Source organism: Burkholderia lata (genome assembly GCF_000012945.1).
Taxonomy (GTDB): Bacteria; Pseudomonadota; Gammaproteobacteria; order Burkholderiales; family Burkholderiaceae; genus Burkholderia; species Burkholderia lata.
Window position 1 is genome coordinate 1,380,519 of record NC_007510.1, and the last position, 16,926, is coordinate 1,397,444.

Consider the following 16,926-nt stretch of genomic DNA (forward strand, 5'->3'; position numbering starts at 1 on the left):
CGGCAGGGAGCGATGCGGTCCGCGCCGCTCCCTGACGCCCGCTCGGCCTTGCCAGGCAGGCCTTTGCCGATTGTTCGCGGCGGCCGACAAGTGACTTCGCATTCGTGCTGTTTATCCGGAAGCGGCCGGTCCCTAGAATCCACTCCATCGAATCACGCATTGCCTGATGGAGCCGATGATGAAAGCCCTGATCGAATCGAGCCTGTACCACCCGTCCCTCGTGTTGCCGCTTGCCGCGCTGACGCAGTTGATGGTCGAGCGCGATTTCAATCTCAGTCAGGTCGGGCTGATCGTCGCGGCGCGCGGTGCGCAGGCCGCTGTGTCGCGCTCGCGCGCGCTGATTTTCTGCCGCCACTGCGAAGCGCAGGCATGACGGCGCACGCGTCGCATGGATGAAAAAAGCCCGGCCGGCGCAAGCCGGTCGGGCGGATCGGGTTCGATCGGGCCCCGGCTTCGGCCGGGGCTTTTTCATGGGCGACGCTCAGGCGCGTGCCGGCGATACGACACCGTACATCTCCGATTCGTCGTCCTCGCGCATCTGGCGCACGAGCTGATGGGCTTCGCGACGCGACGCGACGGCCGGCGGCGAACCCTTGAGCGGCTGACGCGCGGTTTCGGCGAGCGCGACGACCGACACGATGCCGATCACGGCGGCGCCCATCATGTAGTACGCGGGCATCATCAGGTTGTGGGTGACGTCGACCAGCCACGCGGTCACGAGCGGCGTCGTGCCGCCGAACAGCGACACCGACACGTTGAAGCCGATCGCGAGCGCGCCGTAGCGGATCTCGGTCGGGAACAGCGCCGGCAGCGCCGACGGCATCACGCCGGTGAAGCACGACAGCAGCACGCCGAGGATCAGCAGGCCGCCGAACACCGACGCCGTGGTGCCCGCATGGATCAGCATCATCGACGGGATCGACAGCGCGAGCAGGCCGACGCAGCCGGCGAGCATCACGGGCTTGCGGCCGATCCGGTCGGACAGGCGGCCGGCGGCGAGCGTCAGCGGCATCATCAGCACCATCACGATCAGCACGAGCACGAGGCTGTGCGATTCGTCGAAGTGCAGCGTCGACGACATGAAGCTCGGCAGGTACGACAGCACCATGTAGTCGGTCACGTTGAAGATCAGCACGAGGCCGACGCACAGCAGCAGGGCACGCCAGTTGCGCATCAGCGTTTCGCGGAAGCGCGTCTTCGGCACGGCCTTGTCCTGCGCTTCGCGCTCTTCGGCCTGGCGCTTGAACGCAGGCGTTTCCTCGAGCTTCATCCGGATGTAGAGACCGATCAGGCCGAGCGGGCCGGCGATCAGGAACGGCACGCGCCAGCCCCACGACAGCAGCGCCTCCTGCGACAGCGACGCGGTGAGCAGCGCGACGACGCCCGCACCCATCACGTAACCGATCAGCGTGCCGAATTCGAGGAAGCTGCCCATGAAGCCGCGGCGCTTGTCGGTCGAGAATTCGGCGATGAAGGTGGCTGCGCCGCCGTATTCGCCGCCGGTCGAGAAACCCTGCACGAGGCGGGCGACGAGCAGCAGCACGGGCGCCATGATGCCGATCGACGCGTAGCTGGGGATCAGGCCGATCGCGAAGGTGCCGACGGCCATCATGATCATCGTGGCGGCGAGCACGCGCTGGCGGCCGATGCGGTCGCCGAGCGGGCCGAACACCATGCCGCCGAGCGGGCGCACGAGGAACGCGGCCGCGAACGTGCCGAAGGTCGCGAGCAGCTGCGCGGACGGGCTGCTGGACGGGAAGAACACCTTGCCGAGCGTGACGGCGATGTAGCTGTAGACGCCGAAGTCGAACCATTCCATCGCGTTGCCGATGGCCATCGCGCTGACGGCGCGCTTGAGTAGGCTCTGGTCGACGACGGTTATGTCGTCCGCGACGAGCGGGGCTTCGCCGGACGACGAAGCGGAGGAAGAAGCAGCGGTCGGGCTGACGTGTGTTGCGGTCAAGGTCATGCACTCCTTTGACTGCGCCGAACGGGCGGGCCGTCCGACACGGTTTGCCGGCGAGCGCGGTGTCGGGTGCGGCGCGTCGGGGCAAACCTTTAAGCACTTACTGCACGATGGGCGGTAAAGGGCCGTAAGGGGCTGCTTCGACGCGGGCCCGATGGGCCGTCGCGACAGTGCGCTCATGAAGAATGGGCCGCGTGATGCAGGCGGCAGATGCCGGTGCGGACGGTGTCCAGCGTTCCGGCAAGCGCCCCGGAGGGGCAACGAAACGAGAAAAGCGGGCCTGTCGGGCGGGCTTTCCTGTATGTGCAATTTCGGTCGAAGGGCCGGCCCGCAACGCGCGGACGGACTTCTCTCGAAATCGAATAGACAGAGATTGAATGTTGAAACAGGCTACATGATAGCACGATGACGGATGATCGTGCAAATTGCCGGGAAACGCCCGTCTGGCGGGGCGTCCGGCGGGAGCGGCTCGGGTATGATCGGCGGCGCGCGGCGGAGCCGTGCGGCCCCCGGTGACGGGGCCGAATTCACGAGGAACCGGATGACCGAACTGATGAGGATCGCGGCGTTATTTGCCGCCACCGCGCTGGCCGAAATCGTCGGCTGTTACCTGCCGTGGCTCGTGCTGAAGGAGGGCCGGCCGGTGTGGTTGCTGGTGCCGGCCGCACTGTCGCTCGCGCTGTTCGCGTGGCTGCTGACGCTGCACCCGAGTGCGGCGGGGCGCACCTATGCTGCGTACGGCGGCGTGTATATCGCGGTGGCGCTGGTCTGGCTGCGGGTGGTCGACGGCGTCGCGCTGACCCGCTGGGACGTGGCCGGCGCGGTGCTTGCGCTCGGCGGGATGGCGGTCATCGCGCTGCAGCCGCGCGCGTGAGCGCGGCCGCGGCGCGTGCCGCACCGTGTGCCTGCCTTAAGCCGTTTCTGCAGCACCTGCGTCGGCCGACGTGCGCCACACGCAGGTGCCCTTGACTGACTTGTCGAGCTCGTCGAGCTGCGCCTGGTGGGCGGCGAGTTCGTCGTCGCTCGCGGCCACCACGGGCAGGTCGAGCGCCGCGAGCGACACGCGCTGACCATTGCCCGCACCGCCGTCGGCGCCCGCGTCGTCGAGCATGTCGATCACGAGGCTGTCCTGGCCGCGCGTCATCGCGAGATACACCTCGGCGAGCAGCTCCGAGTCGAGCAGTGCGCCGTGCAGCGTGCGGTGCGCGTTGCTGATGCCGAAGCGGTCGCACAGCGCGTCGAGCGAGTTGCGCTTGCCCGGGAACATCTGCTTGGCCTGCACCAGCGTGTCGATCACGCCGCCGCAATGCTTGGTGAACGGCGGCAGGTCGAGCCGCGCGAATTCCGCGTCGAGGAAGCCAAGGTCGAACGGCGCGTTGTGGATGATCAGCTCGGCGTCCTGCACGAAGTCGCGAATCTGGTTGGCGACTTCCGCGAATTTCGGCTTGTCGCTGAGGAATTCGGTCGTGAGCCCGTGCACCGCCAGTGCGCCCGGATCGCTGTCGCGCTCGGGGTTCACGTAGAAGTGCAGGTTGTTGCCGGTGAGCCGCCGGTTCAGCAGCTCGACGCAGCCGATTTCGATGAGGCGGTCGCCCGTGCGGGCGTTCAGGCCGGTGGTTTCGGTATCGAGAATGATCTGGCGCATGTCGGGAAAAACAATAGAAACAGGGGAGCGGCCCGCGTTCAGGCCGTGAGCGATTCGACGCCGCGATTCGCGAGTGCGTCCGCGCGCTCGTTTTCGGGATGGCCCGCGTGGCCCTTGACCCAGCGCCACTCGACCTCGTGCTGCGCGACGAGCGCGTCGAGCCGCTTCCACAGGTCGGCGTTCTTCACGGGCGTCTTTGCCGCGGTGATCCAGCCTTTCTTCTTCCAGCCGTGGATCCACTCGCTGATGCCTTTCTGCACGTATTGCGAGTCGGTATGCACGATCACCTGGCACGGCCGCTTCAGCGCTTCGAGCGCGGCGATCACGCCCATCAGCTCCATGCGGTTGTTGGTCGTGTTCGGCTCGCCGCCGAACAGCTCCTTCTCTTTGTCGCCGTAGCGCATCAGTGCGCCCCAGCCGCCGGGGCCGGGGTTGCCCTTGCAGGCGCCGTCGGTATAGATGTCGATGGTATCGGTAGTCATGAATGTTCTTGATGGGTGGTCGGGGAGGCCGCCGGCGTCAGGCCCGGTGCGAGCACGGGCTTCTTCATCTTGATCTGGCCGACGAGGCGCATGCCGCGCACGCGCTTGACGGCCGTCACCATGTAGACGGCGCCGAAGATCGGCCACCAGCGGTCGCCGGCGGCTTCCATGAAGCCGTAGCGGGCCAGCCACTTGTCGGTGACGAGCGGTGGCCGGTAGCAGCCGAAGCGGCCGCGTTCGAGATCGAAGCCGAGCAGCTTGATCCAGTCCTTGAGCCGGATGAACGCGATCTGGTCGCGCGTGGCCGGCACGAACGGACGGTTCGCCATGCGCCCGAACGATTGCCGCATGCCCCACAGGCTGAGCGAATTGAAGCCGGTGATCACGAGCTGGCCTTCCGGCATCAGCACGCGCTCGGCCTCGCGCAGCAGCCGGTGCGGGTCGGACGTGAATTCGAGCGTGTGCGGCATCACGATCAGGTCGACGCTCTGCGACTCGAACGGCAGGTCGAGCAGGTCGCACCAGGTCGTGCTGCGGCCGTCGGGCGCGTGCTCGGGTGCGTGCGCTTCGCGCGCCCACGGATACTGGTACGGCGCGCTCGCGCCGCTCGCCGGATCGAGCACGAGGCCGCGATACGGCATGCGGTTCTCGCGCAGCGCGTCGAGCTGCGGCAGGCCGAGCTGCAGTGCGTGGAAGCCGAAGACGTCGGACACGATCCGGTCGAGCTGCGCCTGCTCCCAGCCGAGCACGTAGCGGCCGGGCGGTGAGTCGGTCCAGGCGGGCCAGTCTATAATTTGACGGTCAGACATAACGATGATTGCGCGCCCATGAACGAGCTGGAATACGTGCCGGTTCCGGCATTCGATGACAACTATATCTGGCTCGTCTCGGACGGCCGCGATGCGATCGCCGTCGATCCGGGTGAAGCCGCGCCGGTGCGCCGGGTTCTAGCCGAACGAGGCTGGCGGTTGACCGCTATTTTACTCACGCACCATCACGCCGACCACGTCGGCGGTGTCGCGGCACTGCGCGATAGCCAACCGGACGATGCTCCGCTCACTGTTTACGGCCCCGCGGCCGAAGCGATCGGCGTGGTCACGCGGCCGCTTTCGGGCGGCGATCGCGTGACGCTCGACGCGCCCGCCGCCACGTTCGACGTGCTCGACGTGCCGGGCCATACGCGCGGCCATATCGCCTATTTCCAGGCGGCCGGGCAGGGCAACGCGGCGCCGCACGTGTTCTGCGGCGACACGCTGTTCTCGTGCGGTTGCGGCCGCCTGTTCGAAGGCACGCCCGCGCAGATGCTCGCGTCGCTCGACGCGCTCGCGGCGTTGCCGGGCGACACGCACGTGCATTGCGCACACGAATATACGCTGTCCAATATCCGCTTCGCGCTCGCGTGCGAGCCCGGCAATACGGCGCTCGCCACGTGGCGCGACGATGCGCAAGCGCTGCGCGCGCGCGGCGTGCCGACGCTGCCCACTACGATCGCGCATGAGCGTGCCGTTAACCCGTTCATGCGGGCGGACAGCGATGCGATCCGCGCGACGCTCGAGGCCGAGTTGCACGAAACAGTGCCGGATCGTCTGACGGCGTTCACGCTGATGCGCGAGTGGAAAAACCGGTTCCGATGATGATTTCCGGAGGACTCCAAAGCTCAAGCGGAGTCTGTAAAAATTGCTCCAAATGTAGGATTTCGCTGAGTTTTCGGTGTTTTTATTGACGTGAAGCACGCACTTCCGTAGTATCGCCTGCAATTTCCAGCCGTCGGAAGCAGAGATTTTCATGCGACTTATATTGAGTGCGATGGTGGTTCTGCTGCTCGCCGCTTGTGCGAGCCAGGCCCCTGTCGCCAACAACGCCGCCGATTCGCAGGCGACGTCCACCTACCTCCGTAAATCAGCCACCGCCAAAGAAACTGTCGACGTCGACAAGCAATCCGTCGGCGACCTGACCAGTGCAGACTCCGATCTCTGGGGTCGCATCCGCCGCGGTTTCCAGATGCCCGACCTGCAGACCGACCTCGTCGACATGCAGACCACGTGGTACACGCAGCGCCCGGATTACGTGCAGCGCATGACCGAGCGCTCGCAGAAGTACCTGTACCACATCGTCGAAGAGCTCGAGGCGCGTCACATGCCGACCGAGCTCGCGCTGCTGCCGTTCATCGAGTCCGCATACAACCCGCAGGCACTGTCGGTCGCGAAGGCGGCCGGCATGTGGCAGTTCATGCCCGGCACGGGCCGCACGTACAACCTGAAGCGCAACATGTGGCAGGACGAGCGTCGCGACGTGCTCGCGTCGACGAGCGCCGCGCTCGACTACCTGTCGCGCCTGCATGACATGTTCGGCGACTGGTATCTCGCGCTGGCCGCGTACAACTGGGGCGAGGGCAACGTGCAGCGCGCGATCGCGCGCAACCAGGCGGCCGGCCTGCCGACCGACTACCTGAGCCTGCGGATGCCGAACGAGACGCGCAACTACGTGCCCAAGCTGCAGGCGGTGAAGAACATCATCGCGAATCCGCAGCAGTACGGCCTCGCGCTGCCGGACATCCCGAACCACCCGTATTTCGTGACGGTCACGACGTCGCGCGACATCGACGTGGCGGTGGCCGCGAAGCTCGCGAACCTGTCGCTCGACGAATTCCGCTCGCTGAACCCGTCGTTCTCGAAGCCGGTGATCCTCGGTGCGACCGAGCCGCAGATCCTGCTGCCGTTCGACAACGCGTCGGCGTTCGAGAAGAACCTGAAGGCGTACAACGGCCAGCTCTCGACGTGGACCACCTACACGGTCAGCGAACGTGCGCGACCGGCCGCGATCGCCGAGAAGATTGGCGTGGACGCCGATACGCTGATGTCGATCAACAAGATTCCGGCCGGCATGCGCCTGAAGCCGGGCTCGACGATCGTCGTGCCGCGCGGCGATGACGACGATGAGGACATCAGCGCCGACGTCGCCGAAAACGGCGCGCTCGCGATGGAACCCGATGTCCCCGACACGCGCAAGATGCTGATCCGCGTGCGCCGCAAGCAGTCGATGGCGGCGATCGCCGGCCGCTACGGCGTGTCGGTCGGCCAGCTCAAGGCGTGGAACCGCACGCACCGCGATCTCGCGATGCCGGGCCAGGCGCTCGTGCTGCACGTGCCGGTCGGCCGTTCGGTGCCGGCGGAACCCGGTCCGGAGCGGATCGCGACGTCGGCCGGCGGTGCGCACATCGAGCGCGCGAGCCTGGCGGTGGGCGGCAAGTCGCATGGCGCGAAGCGCGGCGCGGCGAAGCCAGCAGCCAAATCGGCGAAGGCGGCTCCCGCGAAAGCGGCGCCGGCCAAGGCCGCAGCGCACAAGGGCAAGAAGAAGTAACGCAGTCGCGAGCGCATCGTGCGGCCGGCCCGGTTTGCGCGATTGCGGTATCATCCGACGAAATGCAAGGAAACGCCGTCACCGAGGTGACGGCGTTTTTGTTTGTACGCAGCGCGGGGGCGCTGTTTCGAAGGTCTTCATATAACAAGGGGAAGTGATGTCGTCGGTGCAGGTGAGAGTGCTCGCGCTGTTTTCGGTCGGGTATTTCGTGTCGTATGTGTTTCGCGGTGTCAATCTGGGCTTCGCGCCGTTCGTCACGCATGAGCTCGGCTTGTCGGCCGCCGATCTCGGCCTGCTGACCAGCCTCTACTTCCTCGGCTTCGCGGGCGCGCAAATCCCGGCCGGCGTGATGCTCGACCACTTCGGCCCCCGCCGCGTGACGGCCGGCATGCTGCTGTTCGCGGCCGCCGGCGCAGCCGTGTTCGGTGCCGCGCACAGCCTCGGCACGATGATGGTGGGCCGGCTGCTGATCGGCGTCGGCGTATCGGTGTGCCTCGGCGCGGCGTTCAAGGCGCTCGCGCAACATTTCCCGGTCGGCCGGCTGCCGCTCGTCAACGGCCTCGTGATGGCCGTGGGCGGCCTCGGCGGCGTGATGGTCGGTTCGCCGCTGACCTGGCTGCTCGGCTGGACGAGCTGGCGTGCGATCTGCTTCGGCCTCGCGGTGCTGACGGTGATCGTCGCGGCGTCGATTGGCCTGGGTGCGCCGGAGGCGAAGCAGGTGCGCCACCAGGGCGGCATCGTCAGCCAGTTCAAGGGCACGTGGCACATCCTGAGCAGCCGCGCGTTCTGGAAGATTTCGTCGTTCTCCGTCGTCACGCAGGGCGTGTTCTACGCGATGCAGTCGCTGTGGGTCGGGCCGTACCTGCGCGATGTCGCGGGGTTCGATGCGCCGCATGCCGCGCGCCTCGTGTCGGTGCTCGGCTTCGCGATGATGGCCGGCTGCGTCGGCTTCGGCGCCGCGGCGCGCGTGCTCGAGCGGCGCGGCGTGTCCGTGTATGCGTTCTGCGGCGTCGGCATGGCGCTGTTCGTCGCGACGCAGGCTGCGATCGTCGCGCGCGTGCCGTTGCCGCCGGCCGTGTTGTGGGCCGCATACGGGATGTTCGGTGGCGTCGGCATCCTGACCTACGCGGTGATGGCCGGGCATTTTCCCGCTCACCTGATCGGCCGCGCGAACACGACGCTCACGCTCGTGATTTTCCTGCTGATCTTTGCGTTCCAGATCGGTGTCGGCGCGGTGCTGTCGCACTGGCCGGCGGTCGACGGCCGCTATCCGGCCGCCGCGCACTTCACCGCATGGGGCGTGCTGCTCGCGCTGCAGCTCGCGAGCGCCGTCTGGTACGTCTGGCCCACGCGCGGCGCTGGTCAAGCGCACTGATCCGGCGGTACGCTGGCGGGTAGGGCGGCCGCGGAAACGGGGCCGCAGCGCGTTGCGCCGCGTCGCCGGACGCGGCGCGCGCACGAGCGGACGGCCATATCGATTGAAGATAGGGCCATTTTCAGGCTATAATTTGAAAGTTTGTGCTGATCAACCTCGCACCCTAGCGCCCACCTCATTCATCCCGTTCATCCGCCGCACGCCGCCTGCCGGGCGATGCCGCGAAGCCTCGTGCGCCACGCGCCGGGTTCGCGTCTCGACAACGCAGGCCGCGTCCAGCAAGCGACCACGCGCGCCCACGCAGCGCGGCGCTCGCGCGGCAGGGTAGACAGGTCGGCAGCAGGGTGTTCCCCAAGGAGCCTCCCGTGTTGCCGTCTTTTACTCCCGCCTTGCTTGCACTCGCCGACGGCACGGTCTTTCGTGGTTATTCGATCGGGGCCGAAGGCCACACGATCGGCGAAGTCGTGTTCAATACCGCGATCACCGGCTATCAGGAAATCCTGACTGATCCGAGCTACTCGCGCCAGATCGTCACGCTCACCTATCCGCATATCGGCAACGTCGGCGTCAACGCCGAAGACGTCGAAGCCACGAAAGTCCATGCCGCCGGCCTGATCATCCGTGATCTGCCCTCGCTCGCCTCGAACTTCCGCATGGACCGCACGCTCGGCGATTACCTGCGCGACGAAGGCGTCGTCGCGATCGCCGGCATCGACACCCGCAAGCTGACCCGTATCCTGCGCGACAAGGGCGCGCAGAACGGCTGCATCCTGACGGGTTCGGACGACGAAGCGAAGGCGATCGAGCTCGCACGCTCGTTCCCGGGTCTCGCGGGCATGGATCTCGCGAAGGTCGTGTCGACCACGAAGCCGTTCGAGTGGAAGCAGACCGAATGGCGTCTCGAAGGCGGCTACGGCATGCAGGAAGCGCCGAAGTACCGCGTCGTCGCATACGATTTCGGCGTCAAGTACAACATCCTGCGCATGCTCGCGGAGCGCGGCTGCCACGTAACGGTGCTGCCGGCGCAGGCGAGCGCGGAAGATGCGCTCGCGCTGAATCCGGACGGCGTGTTCCTGTCGAACGGCCCTGGCGATCCGGAGCCGTGTGACTACGCGATCGCGGCCACGAAGCAATTCATCGAGCGCGGCGTGCCGACCTTCGGCATCTGCCTGGGTCACCAGATCATGGGCCTCGCGGTCGGCGCGAAGACGCTGAAGATGAAGACCGGCCACCACGGCGCGAACCACCCGGTGAAGGATCTCGGCGACGGCCGCGTGGTGATCACGTCGCAGAACCACGGCTTCGCGGTCGATGCGGATTCGCTGCCGGCCAACGCGCGCGTGACGCACGTGTCGCTGTTCGACGGCACGCTGCAGGGCTTCGAGCTGACCGACAAGCCGGCATTCTGCTTCCAGGGCCACCCGGAAGCGTCGCCCGGCCCGCACGACATCGGCTACCTGTTCGACCGTTTCACCGCGCTGATGGACGCGGCGAAGCAGCGCAACGCTTAACGTCAACGACGCAACCGAAGGACGGGAGATTCGCATCATGTTCGGCCACGCACTCGGCATCACGGATATCTGGACCTACGTGTTCGGCGTGATCTTCATCATCCTGCTGCCGGGGCCGAACTCGATGTACGTGCTGTCGCTCGCGGCGCAGCGCGGCGTGAAGGCCGGCTATCGCGCGGCGTGCGGCGTGTTCGTCGGCGACACGGTGCTGATGGTGCTGTCGGCCGCCGGCGTCGCGTCGCTGCTGAAGGCGAACCCGCTGCTGTTCTCCGTCGTGAAATACGGCGGCGCCGCGTATCTGCTCTACATCGGCACCGGCATGCTGCGCAGCGCGTGGCAGAAGCTGCGCGCGCCGGCCCATGCGCCGGTCGATGCGCCGCCCGCGGTCGACGGCGAGCGGCCGTTCCGCAAGGCGCTGATCGTGAGCCTGCTGAATCCGAAGGCGATCCTGTTCTTCATCTCGTTCTTCATCCAGTTCGTCGACCCGGCATTCCCGCATCCTGCGCTGTCGTTCGTCGTGCTCGGGGCGATCGCGCAAAGCGCGAGCTTCCTGTACCTGAGCACGCTGATCTTCGCGGGTGCGCGGCTTGCCGAGCACTTCCGCCGCCGCCGCAAGCTTGCAGCAGGCGCGGCGAGCAGCGTGGGCGGCCTGTTCATCGGATTCTCGGTGAAGCTCGCGCTCGCCACGATGAGTTGAGCGCAGCCGGCCGACCCACGACAACGATTACTTATTGAATTCACAAGCCATGCCAAAACGCACAGACATCAAGAGCATCCTCATCATCGGCGCCGGCCCGATCATCATCGGCCAGGCGTGCGAGTTCGACTATTCGGGCGCGCAGGCTTGCAAGGCGTTGCGTGAGGAGGGCTACAAGGTCGTTCTCGTCAACAGCAACCCGGCGACGATCATGACCGACCCGAACACGGCCGACGTGACGTACATCGAGCCGATCACGTGGGAAGTCGTCGCACGCATCATCGAGAAGGAGCGCCCGGACGCGATCCTGCCGACGATGGGCGGCCAGACCGCGCTGAACTGTGCGCTCGACCTGCACCACCACGGCGTGCTCGAGAAGTTCGGCGTCGAGCTGATCGGTGCGTCGCCGGAAGCGATCGACAAGGCGGAAGACCGCCAGAAGTTCAAGGACGCGATGACCAAGATCGGTCTCGGTTCCGCGAAGTCGGGTGTCGCTCACTCGATGGAAGAAGCGACCCAGGTGCACGCCGAGATCATGGCGCTCACCGGCGGTAGCGGCTACCCGGTCGTGATCCGTCCGTCGTTCACGCTCGGCGGCTCGGGCGGCGGCATCGCCTACAACCGCGAAGAGTTCGAAGAGATCTGCAAGCGCGGCCTGGATCTCTCGCCCACGCGCGAGCTGCTGATCGAAGAGTCGCTGCTCGGCTGGAAGGAATACGAGATGGAAGTCGTGCGCGACCGCGCCGACAACTGCATCATCGTCTGCTCGATCGAGAACCTCGACCCGATGGGCGTGCACACCGGCGACTCGATCACGGTCGCGCCGGCGCAGACGCTCACCGACAAGGAATACCAGATCCTGCGTAACGCATCGCTCGCGGTGCTGCGCGAGATCGGCGTCGACACGGGCGGCTCGAACGTGCAGTTCTCGATCAACCCGAAGGACGGCCGCATGGTCGTCATCGAAATGAACCCGCGCGTGTCGCGTTCGTCGGCGCTCGCATCGAAGGCAACGGGCTTCCCGATCGCGAAGGTCGCGGCGAAGCTGGCAGTCGGCTACACGCTCGACGAGCTGAAGAACGAAATCACCGGCGGCCTGACCCCGGCGTCGTTCGAGCCGACGATCGACTACGTCGTCACGAAGATCCCGCGCTTCGCGTTCGAGAAATTCCGCGAAGCCGATTCGCGCCTGACGACGCAGATGAAGTCGGTCGGCGAAGTGATGGCGATCGGCCGCACGTTCCAGGAATCGTTCCAGAAGGCGCTGCGCGGCCTCGAAGTCGGTGTCGACGGTCTCGACGAGAAGTCGACCAACCGCGACGAGATCGCGATCGAGATCCACGAGCCGGGCCCGGACCGCATCTGGTACGTCGGCGATGCATTCCGCATCGGCATGACGGCCCAGGAAATCTACGCGGAAACCGCGATCGATCCGTGGTTCCTCGAGCAGATCGAGCAGATCGTCCTGAAGGAAAAGGCGCTCGGCGGCCGCACGCTCGCATCGCTGTCGTTCGACGAACTGCGCTACCTGAAGCAGAGCGGCTTCTCCGACCGCCGCCTCGCGAAGCTGCTCGGCGCGAGCCCGGAAGACGTCCGCAAGCGCCGCGTCGAACTCAACGTGCGCCCGGTCTACAAGCGTGTCGACACCTGCGCGGCCGAGTTCGCGACGAAGACCGCGTACATGTACTCGACCTACGAGGAAGAGTGCGAGGCGCAGCCGACCACCAACAAGAAGATCATGGTGCTGGGCGGCGGCCCGAACCGGATCGGCCAGGGTATCGAATTCGACTACTGCTGCGTGCACGCGGCGCTCGCGATGCGCGAGGACGGCTACGAAACGATCATGGTCAACTGCAACCCGGAAACGGTGTCGACCGACTATGACACGTCCGACCGCCTGTACTTCGAGCCGCTGACGCTGGAAGACGTGCTCGAGATTGTCGACAAGGAAAAGCCGGTCGGCGTGATCGTCCAGTACGGCGGCCAGACGCCGCTGAAGCTCGCACTCGACCTCGAAGCGCACGGTGTGCCGATCGTCGGCACGTCGCCGGACATGATCGACGCGGCTGAAGATCGCGAACGCTTCCAGAAGCTGCTGCAGGACCTCGGCCTGCGCCAGCCGCCGAACCGTACCGCACGCGCCGAAGACGAAGCGCTCGCGCTCGCGGAAGAGATCGGTTATCCGCTGGTCGTGCGCCCGTCGTACGTGCTGGGTGGCCGCGCGATGGAAATCGTCCACGAGCCGCGCGACCTCGAGCGCTACATGCGCGAGGCCGTGAAGGTGTCGAACGATTCGCCGGTGCTGCTCGACCGCTTCCTGAACGACGCGATCGAGTGCGACGTCGACTGCATCTGCGACGGCGAAGCCGTGTTCATCGGCGGCGTGATGGAGCACATCGAGCAGGCGGGCGTCCACTCGGGCGACTCGGCATGCTCGTTGCCGCCGTACTCGCTGTCGAAGGAAACCGTGGCCGAGCTGAAGCGCCAGACGGGCGCGATGGCAAAGGCGCTGAACGTGGTCGGCCTGATGAACGTGCAGTTCGCGATCCAGCAGGTGCCGCAGGCGGACGGTTCGAAGCAGGACATCATCTACGTGCTGGAAGTGAACCCGCGCGCATCGCGCACGGTGCCGTACGTGTCGAAGGCGACCAGCCTGCCGCTCGCGAAGATCGCGGCGCGCGCGATGGTCGGCCAGAAGCTCGCGCAGCAGGGCGTGACGAAGGAAGTCGAGCCGCCGTACTTCAGCGTGAAGGAAGCGGTGTTCCCGTTCGTCAAGTTCCCGAGCGTCGATCCGGTCCTCGGGCCTGAAATGCGTTCGACCGGCGAAGTGATGGGTGTCGGCCAGACGTTCGGCGAAGCGCTGTTCAAGTCGCAGCTCGCGGCCGGTTCGCGCCTGCCGGAGTCGGGCACGGTGCTGCTGACCGTGATGGATGCGGATAAACCGAAGGCGGTCGAAGTCGCGCGCATGCTGCACGACCTCGGCTACCCGATCGTCGCAACCAAGGGTACGGCTGCCGCGATCGAAGCGGCCGGCGTGCCGGTGAAGGTCGTGAACAAGGTGAAGGACGGCCGTCCGCACATCGTCGACATGATCAAGAACGGCGAGATCGCACTCGTGTTCACGACGGTCGACGAAACGCGCCAGGCGATCGCCGATTCGCGTTCGATCCGCATGAGCGCGCAGGCGCACAAGGTCACGTACTACACGACGATGTCGGGCGCGCGCGCGGCGGTTGAAGGCTTGCGCTACCTGAAGGATCTGGAAGTCTATGATTTACAAGGTCTTCACGCTCGCCTAAACTAAGCAGTCAGTTACCTGTCGAAGCAACACGTGCCGCGATTAGGCGGTGTTTCCAGTGCATCGGAAACGCGCTTAATCGCGGTGATTTTTTTTATAGCCGTTTTTAGCGATTGAGCCGTTTATGAGCACCATTCCGTTGACAAAGCGTGGCGCAGAACTCCTGCGCGATGAATTGCAGCGCCTCAAGTCCGTCGAGCGGCCGGCCGTGATCAACGCGATCTCGGAGGCCCGCGCACAGGGCGATCTGTCCGAAAACGCCGAATACGATGCTGCGAAGGAAAAGCAGGGCTTCATCGAGGGTCGTATCGCGGAACTCGAATCGAAGCTGTCGGCTGCGCAGGTCATCGATCCGACTGTGCTCGATGCCGAAGGCCGTGTGGTTTTCGCATCGACCGTCGAACTCGAGGATCTCGAGTCGGGCGATACCGTCAAGTATCAGATCGTCGGCGACGACGAAGCCGATATCGATCACGGCCTGATCTCGGTCAGCTCGCCGATCGCACGCGCACTGATCGGCAAGTCCGAAGGCGACGTCGCGGCCGTGCAGGCGCCGAGCGGCGTGCGCGAGTACGAAATCATCTCGGTCAGCTACATCTGAAGCGGGGCAACGTGATGCCGCATCGCGTGTTCCGTCTGCTGTCGGCCGTATGGGTCGGCAGCCTGCTGACGATCGGGTATGCGGTCGCGCCCGTGCTGTTCAAAACGCTGGAGCGGATGACGGCCGGTTCGGTCGCCGCCCAGCTGTTCCGTATCGAGGCGATCCTCGGTGTCGTATGTGGTGTGCTGCTGCTCGCGCTGTCGAACCAGCAGGTGCGGCGGGGCAGCAACGAATATCGCCGCGTGCGCTGGGTCGTCGCCGCGATGGTCGTGTGCGTGCTGGTCGGGTATTTCGCGCTGCAGCCGTTCATGAACGCGCTGCGGGTAGCCGCGATGGATGCGGGCACCGATATCGCAAACTCGCCGTATGCGAGCCGCTTCGGGATGCTGCACGGCGTCTCGAGCGTGTTCTACCTGGTCGAGAGTGTGCTGGGGCTGATGCTGATCTGGCGTCTGCCGGCGCGCGACGCCTGACGCAAATGCCGCGCAGGCCCGGCCGATGCCGGGCCTGCGGGCAGGGCGGCGGCACGGCGCAGCCGTACCGCCTCGATGCTTACTTGTCCTGGAACGGACGCTTCGTGCTGGCCTGGCGCTTCTTGGCGCGCTTCACGTTACCGCCTGCCGTCACGCGCTCGTTGCCGCGCACGACGACCTTCGTCGGCTTCGGGCGGCGCACCGGGCTCGCGTTCGGCGACACCTTGACGACCTTGACGGTGCGCGGTGCACGGCCTTTCTTGTCGTCGATGGCTTCGGCCGCGCTCGGCACGGTGCCGGCACGACGGCCGCGGGCCGGGGCCGCCACGGCGGCTTCGGGTTTCCAGATCACCAGCAGCTTGCCGATGTGCTGGATCGGCGCCGCGCTCAGGCGATCGCAGATCTCGTCGTAGATCGCGATGCGCTCGTCGCGCTCGTCGCCGAACACGCGGATCTTGATCAACTGGTGCGCGTCGAGGTGCACCTTGATTTCCTTCAGCACGGCGTCGGTCAGCCCTTCGGCGCCGATCAGCACGACGGGCTTGAGCGCATGGGCCTGGGAGCGCAGCGCGGAGCGCTCGGCGGGAGAAAGCGAAAGGGCGGGCATGGAAATGTCGAAATCTAAATAAGGGCGCGCTGACCGAATAGCGATCGCGGGAAGTTACCGCGTCAGCCGTGCGCCGAAACCACGTAAAATCGCGGCTTGGGCCTGAAAAGGGGCCGCAGCCGCGCGAAGAAGACGCGTATTATCCGCTAAAAGCGCGGCTTCACGAAGCAATTAGCAGCAATCTCTCTCTCGAATGGCAAAAAACCGCTTCAACCAGCACTGGCTGCACGACCACATCAACGACCCCTACGTCAAAATGGCGCAGCGGGAGGGCTATCGCGCGCGCGCCGCGTACAAGCTGAAGGAAATCGACGAGCAGGACAAGCTGATCCGTCCGGGCCAGGTGATCGTCGACCTCGGCGCGACGCCGGGCAGCTGGAGCCAGTATGCCCGCAACAAGCTCGCGCAGGGCAAGAAGCGCGACACGGAGCGCGAAGGCGGCATCGACGGCACGATCGTGGCGCTCGACATCCTGCCGATGGAGCCGATCGCCGACGTCCACTTCCTCCAGGGCGACTTCCGCGAGGACGAAGTCCTTCACCAGCTCGAAGAAGTGCTCGAAGGGCGCGACGTGGACCTTGTTATTTCCGACATGGCCCCCAACCTCTCTGGCGTGGCCTCGGCGGACGCGGCGCGCATCGAGCATCTATGCGATCTGGCGCTCGAATTCGCGCAGAATCATCTGAAGCCGGACGGTGCGCTGCTCGTGAAATGCTTTCACGGCAGCGGCTACAGCCAGATCGTCGAGAAATTCAAACAGCAGTTTAAGACCGTCGCGCCGCGCAAGCCGAAGGCGTCCCGCGACAAATCGTCCGAAACGTTCATTTTGGGTCGGCATCTGAAACGTCCGCGCTGATGCGCAACGGGGTGCCGCAAACGGGCTCCGGCCCTTGCCAGACAAGCGAAGCGCT

The 16,926-nt window shown here is 65.9% G+C and carries 16 protein-coding genes; 11 read left to right on the top strand and 5 right to left on the bottom strand.

The features are described 5' to 3' along the window. Positions 1-166 precede the first annotated feature (166 nt). Positions 167-373 (top strand): hypothetical protein, encoded by a 207-nt coding sequence (locus tag BCEP18194_RS12220; protein ID WP_174915255.1) that lies wholly within the window; start codon positions 167-169, stop codon positions 371-373. A gap of 108 nt (positions 374-481) precedes the next feature. Here the strand turns inward: BCEP18194_RS12220 and proP are convergent, their stop codons facing one another. Beyond that, complete coding sequence (proP, locus tag BCEP18194_RS12225; protein WP_011351590.1) at positions 482-1,969, bottom strand: glycine betaine/L-proline transporter ProP; 1,488 nt, start codon at positions 1,967-1,969, stop codon at positions 482-484. A 538-nt stretch (positions 1,970-2,507) separates the two neighbouring features. Here proP and BCEP18194_RS12230 point away from each other — a divergent pair. After that, positions 2,508-2,840, top strand: coding sequence for a YnfA family protein (locus BCEP18194_RS12230; RefSeq protein WP_011351591.1), 333 nt, complete (start codon positions 2,508-2,510; stop codon positions 2,838-2,840). A 36-nt stretch (positions 2,841-2,876) separates the two neighbouring features. On the opposite strand, the gene dnaQ is transcribed toward BCEP18194_RS12230, so the two are convergent. Genes dnaQ through BCEP18194_RS12245 form a run of 3 tightly spaced genes read right to left on the bottom strand, consistent with a single transcriptional unit; the run spans position 2,877 to position 4,902 of the window. Further along, positions 2,877-3,611: a DNA polymerase III subunit epsilon gene (dnaQ, locus tag BCEP18194_RS12235; RefSeq protein ID WP_011351592.1), complete on the bottom strand. Its 735-nt coding sequence runs from the start codon at positions 3,609-3,611 to the stop codon at positions 2,877-2,879. A gap of 38 nt (positions 3,612-3,649) precedes the next feature. Next, positions 3,650-4,093, bottom strand: a complete 444-nt coding sequence (gene rnhA, locus BCEP18194_RS12240; protein WP_011351593.1) for a ribonuclease HI — start codon at positions 4,091-4,093, stop codon at positions 3,650-3,652. Further along, entirely contained in the window at positions 4,090-4,902 is an 813-nt protein-coding gene (locus BCEP18194_RS12245) for a class I SAM-dependent methyltransferase (protein WP_011351594.1), read from the bottom strand. The genes rnhA and BCEP18194_RS12245 overlap by 4 nt, the downstream gene beginning before the upstream one ends. Positions 4,903-4,920: 18 nt before the next feature. Between BCEP18194_RS12245 and gloB the strand changes: the two genes are divergently transcribed. From gloB to BCEP18194_RS12285, 8 genes are all read left to right on the top strand, one after another. Then, positions 4,921-5,727: a hydroxyacylglutathione hydrolase gene (gloB, locus tag BCEP18194_RS12250; protein ID WP_011351595.1), complete on the top strand. Its 807-nt coding sequence runs from the start codon at positions 4,921-4,923 to the stop codon at positions 5,725-5,727. 151 nt (positions 5,728-5,878) lie between these two features. Next, positions 5,879-7,453: a transglycosylase SLT domain-containing protein gene (locus BCEP18194_RS12255; protein WP_011351596.1), complete on the top strand. Its 1,575-nt coding sequence runs from the start codon at positions 5,879-5,881 to the stop codon at positions 7,451-7,453. A gap of 157 nt (positions 7,454-7,610) precedes the next feature. After that, the gene (locus BCEP18194_RS12260; RefSeq protein ID WP_011351597.1) at positions 7,611-8,828 is read left to right on the top strand and encodes an MFS transporter; all 1,218 of its coding nucleotides are present in this window, start codon (positions 7,611-7,613) and stop codon (positions 8,826-8,828) included. A gap of 365 nt (positions 8,829-9,193) precedes the next feature. Next, the gene (gene carA, locus BCEP18194_RS12265; RefSeq protein ID WP_041492797.1) at positions 9,194-10,339 is read left to right on the top strand and encodes a glutamine-hydrolyzing carbamoyl-phosphate synthase small subunit; all 1,146 of its coding nucleotides are present in this window, start codon (positions 9,194-9,196) and stop codon (positions 10,337-10,339) included. Positions 10,340-10,376: 37 nt separating this feature from the next. After that, positions 10,377-11,036, top strand: coding sequence for a leucine efflux protein LeuE (gene leuE / locus BCEP18194_RS12270; protein WP_011351599.1), 660 nt, complete (start codon positions 10,377-10,379; stop codon positions 11,034-11,036). A gap of 49 nt (positions 11,037-11,085) precedes the next feature. Next, positions 11,086-14,340, top strand: coding sequence for a carbamoyl-phosphate synthase large subunit (gene carB, locus BCEP18194_RS12275; protein ID WP_011351600.1), 3,255 nt, complete (start codon positions 11,086-11,088; stop codon positions 14,338-14,340). Positions 14,341-14,458: 118 nt separating this feature from the next. Further along, the gene (gene greA / locus BCEP18194_RS12280; RefSeq protein WP_011351601.1) at positions 14,459-14,935 is read left to right on the top strand and encodes a transcription elongation factor GreA; all 477 of its coding nucleotides are present in this window, start codon (positions 14,459-14,461) and stop codon (positions 14,933-14,935) included. Positions 14,936-14,949: 14 nt separating this feature from the next. Next, positions 14,950-15,408 (top strand): DUF4149 domain-containing protein, encoded by a 459-nt coding sequence (locus BCEP18194_RS12285; protein WP_011351602.1) that lies wholly within the window; start codon positions 14,950-14,952, stop codon positions 15,406-15,408. 79 nt (positions 15,409-15,487) lie between these two features. Here the strand turns inward: BCEP18194_RS12285 and BCEP18194_RS12290 are convergent, their stop codons facing one another. Further along, on the bottom strand, positions 15,488-16,015 hold the full coding sequence (locus BCEP18194_RS12290) for a YhbY family RNA-binding protein (protein ID WP_011351603.1): 528 nt from the start codon (positions 16,013-16,015) through the stop codon (positions 15,488-15,490). Between the two features lie 193 nt (positions 16,016-16,208). Here BCEP18194_RS12290 and BCEP18194_RS12295 point away from each other — a divergent pair, with 193 nt between their 5' ends. After that, positions 16,209-16,871, top strand: a complete 663-nt coding sequence (locus tag BCEP18194_RS12295; protein ID WP_011351604.1) for an RlmE family RNA methyltransferase — start codon at positions 16,209-16,211, stop codon at positions 16,869-16,871. The last annotated feature ends 55 nt before the right edge of the window (positions 16,872-16,926 follow it).

Coding starts and splice junctions, on each gene's coding strand:
- BCEP18194_RS12220 (WP_174915255.1), top strand. CDS start 167: ATGGAGCCGATGATGAAAGCCCTGATCGAATCGAGCCTGTACCACCCG.
- proP (WP_011351590.1), bottom strand. CDS start 1,969: ATGACCTTGACCGCAACACACGTCAGCCCGACCGCTGCTTCTTCCTCC.
- BCEP18194_RS12230 (WP_011351591.1), top strand. CDS start 2,508: ATGACCGAACTGATGAGGATCGCGGCGTTATTTGCCGCCACCGCGCTG.
- dnaQ (WP_011351592.1), bottom strand. CDS start 3,611: ATGCGCCAGATCATTCTCGATACCGAAACCACCGGCCTGAACGCCCGC.
- rnhA (WP_011351593.1), bottom strand. CDS start 4,093: ATGACTACCGATACCATCGACATCTATACCGACGGCGCCTGCAAGGGC.
- BCEP18194_RS12245 (WP_011351594.1), bottom strand. CDS start 4,902: ATGTCTGACCGTCAAATTATAGACTGGCCCGCCTGGACCGACTCACCG.
- gloB (WP_011351595.1), top strand. CDS start 4,921: ATGAACGAGCTGGAATACGTGCCGGTTCCGGCATTCGATGACAACTAT.
- BCEP18194_RS12255 (WP_011351596.1), top strand. CDS start 5,879: ATGCGACTTATATTGAGTGCGATGGTGGTTCTGCTGCTCGCCGCTTGT.
- BCEP18194_RS12260 (WP_011351597.1), top strand. CDS start 7,611: ATGTCGTCGGTGCAGGTGAGAGTGCTCGCGCTGTTTTCGGTCGGGTAT.
- leuE (WP_011351599.1), top strand. CDS start 10,377: ATGTTCGGCCACGCACTCGGCATCACGGATATCTGGACCTACGTGTTC.
- carB (WP_011351600.1), top strand. CDS start 11,086: ATGCCAAAACGCACAGACATCAAGAGCATCCTCATCATCGGCGCCGGC.
- greA (WP_011351601.1), top strand. CDS start 14,459: ATGAGCACCATTCCGTTGACAAAGCGTGGCGCAGAACTCCTGCGCGAT.
- BCEP18194_RS12285 (WP_011351602.1), top strand. CDS start 14,950: ATGCCGCATCGCGTGTTCCGTCTGCTGTCGGCCGTATGGGTCGGCAGC.
- BCEP18194_RS12290 (WP_011351603.1), bottom strand. CDS start 16,015: ATGCCCGCCCTTTCGCTTTCTCCCGCCGAGCGCTCCGCGCTGCGCTCC.
- BCEP18194_RS12295 (WP_011351604.1), top strand. CDS start 16,209: ATGGCAAAAAACCGCTTCAACCAGCACTGGCTGCACGACCACATCAAC.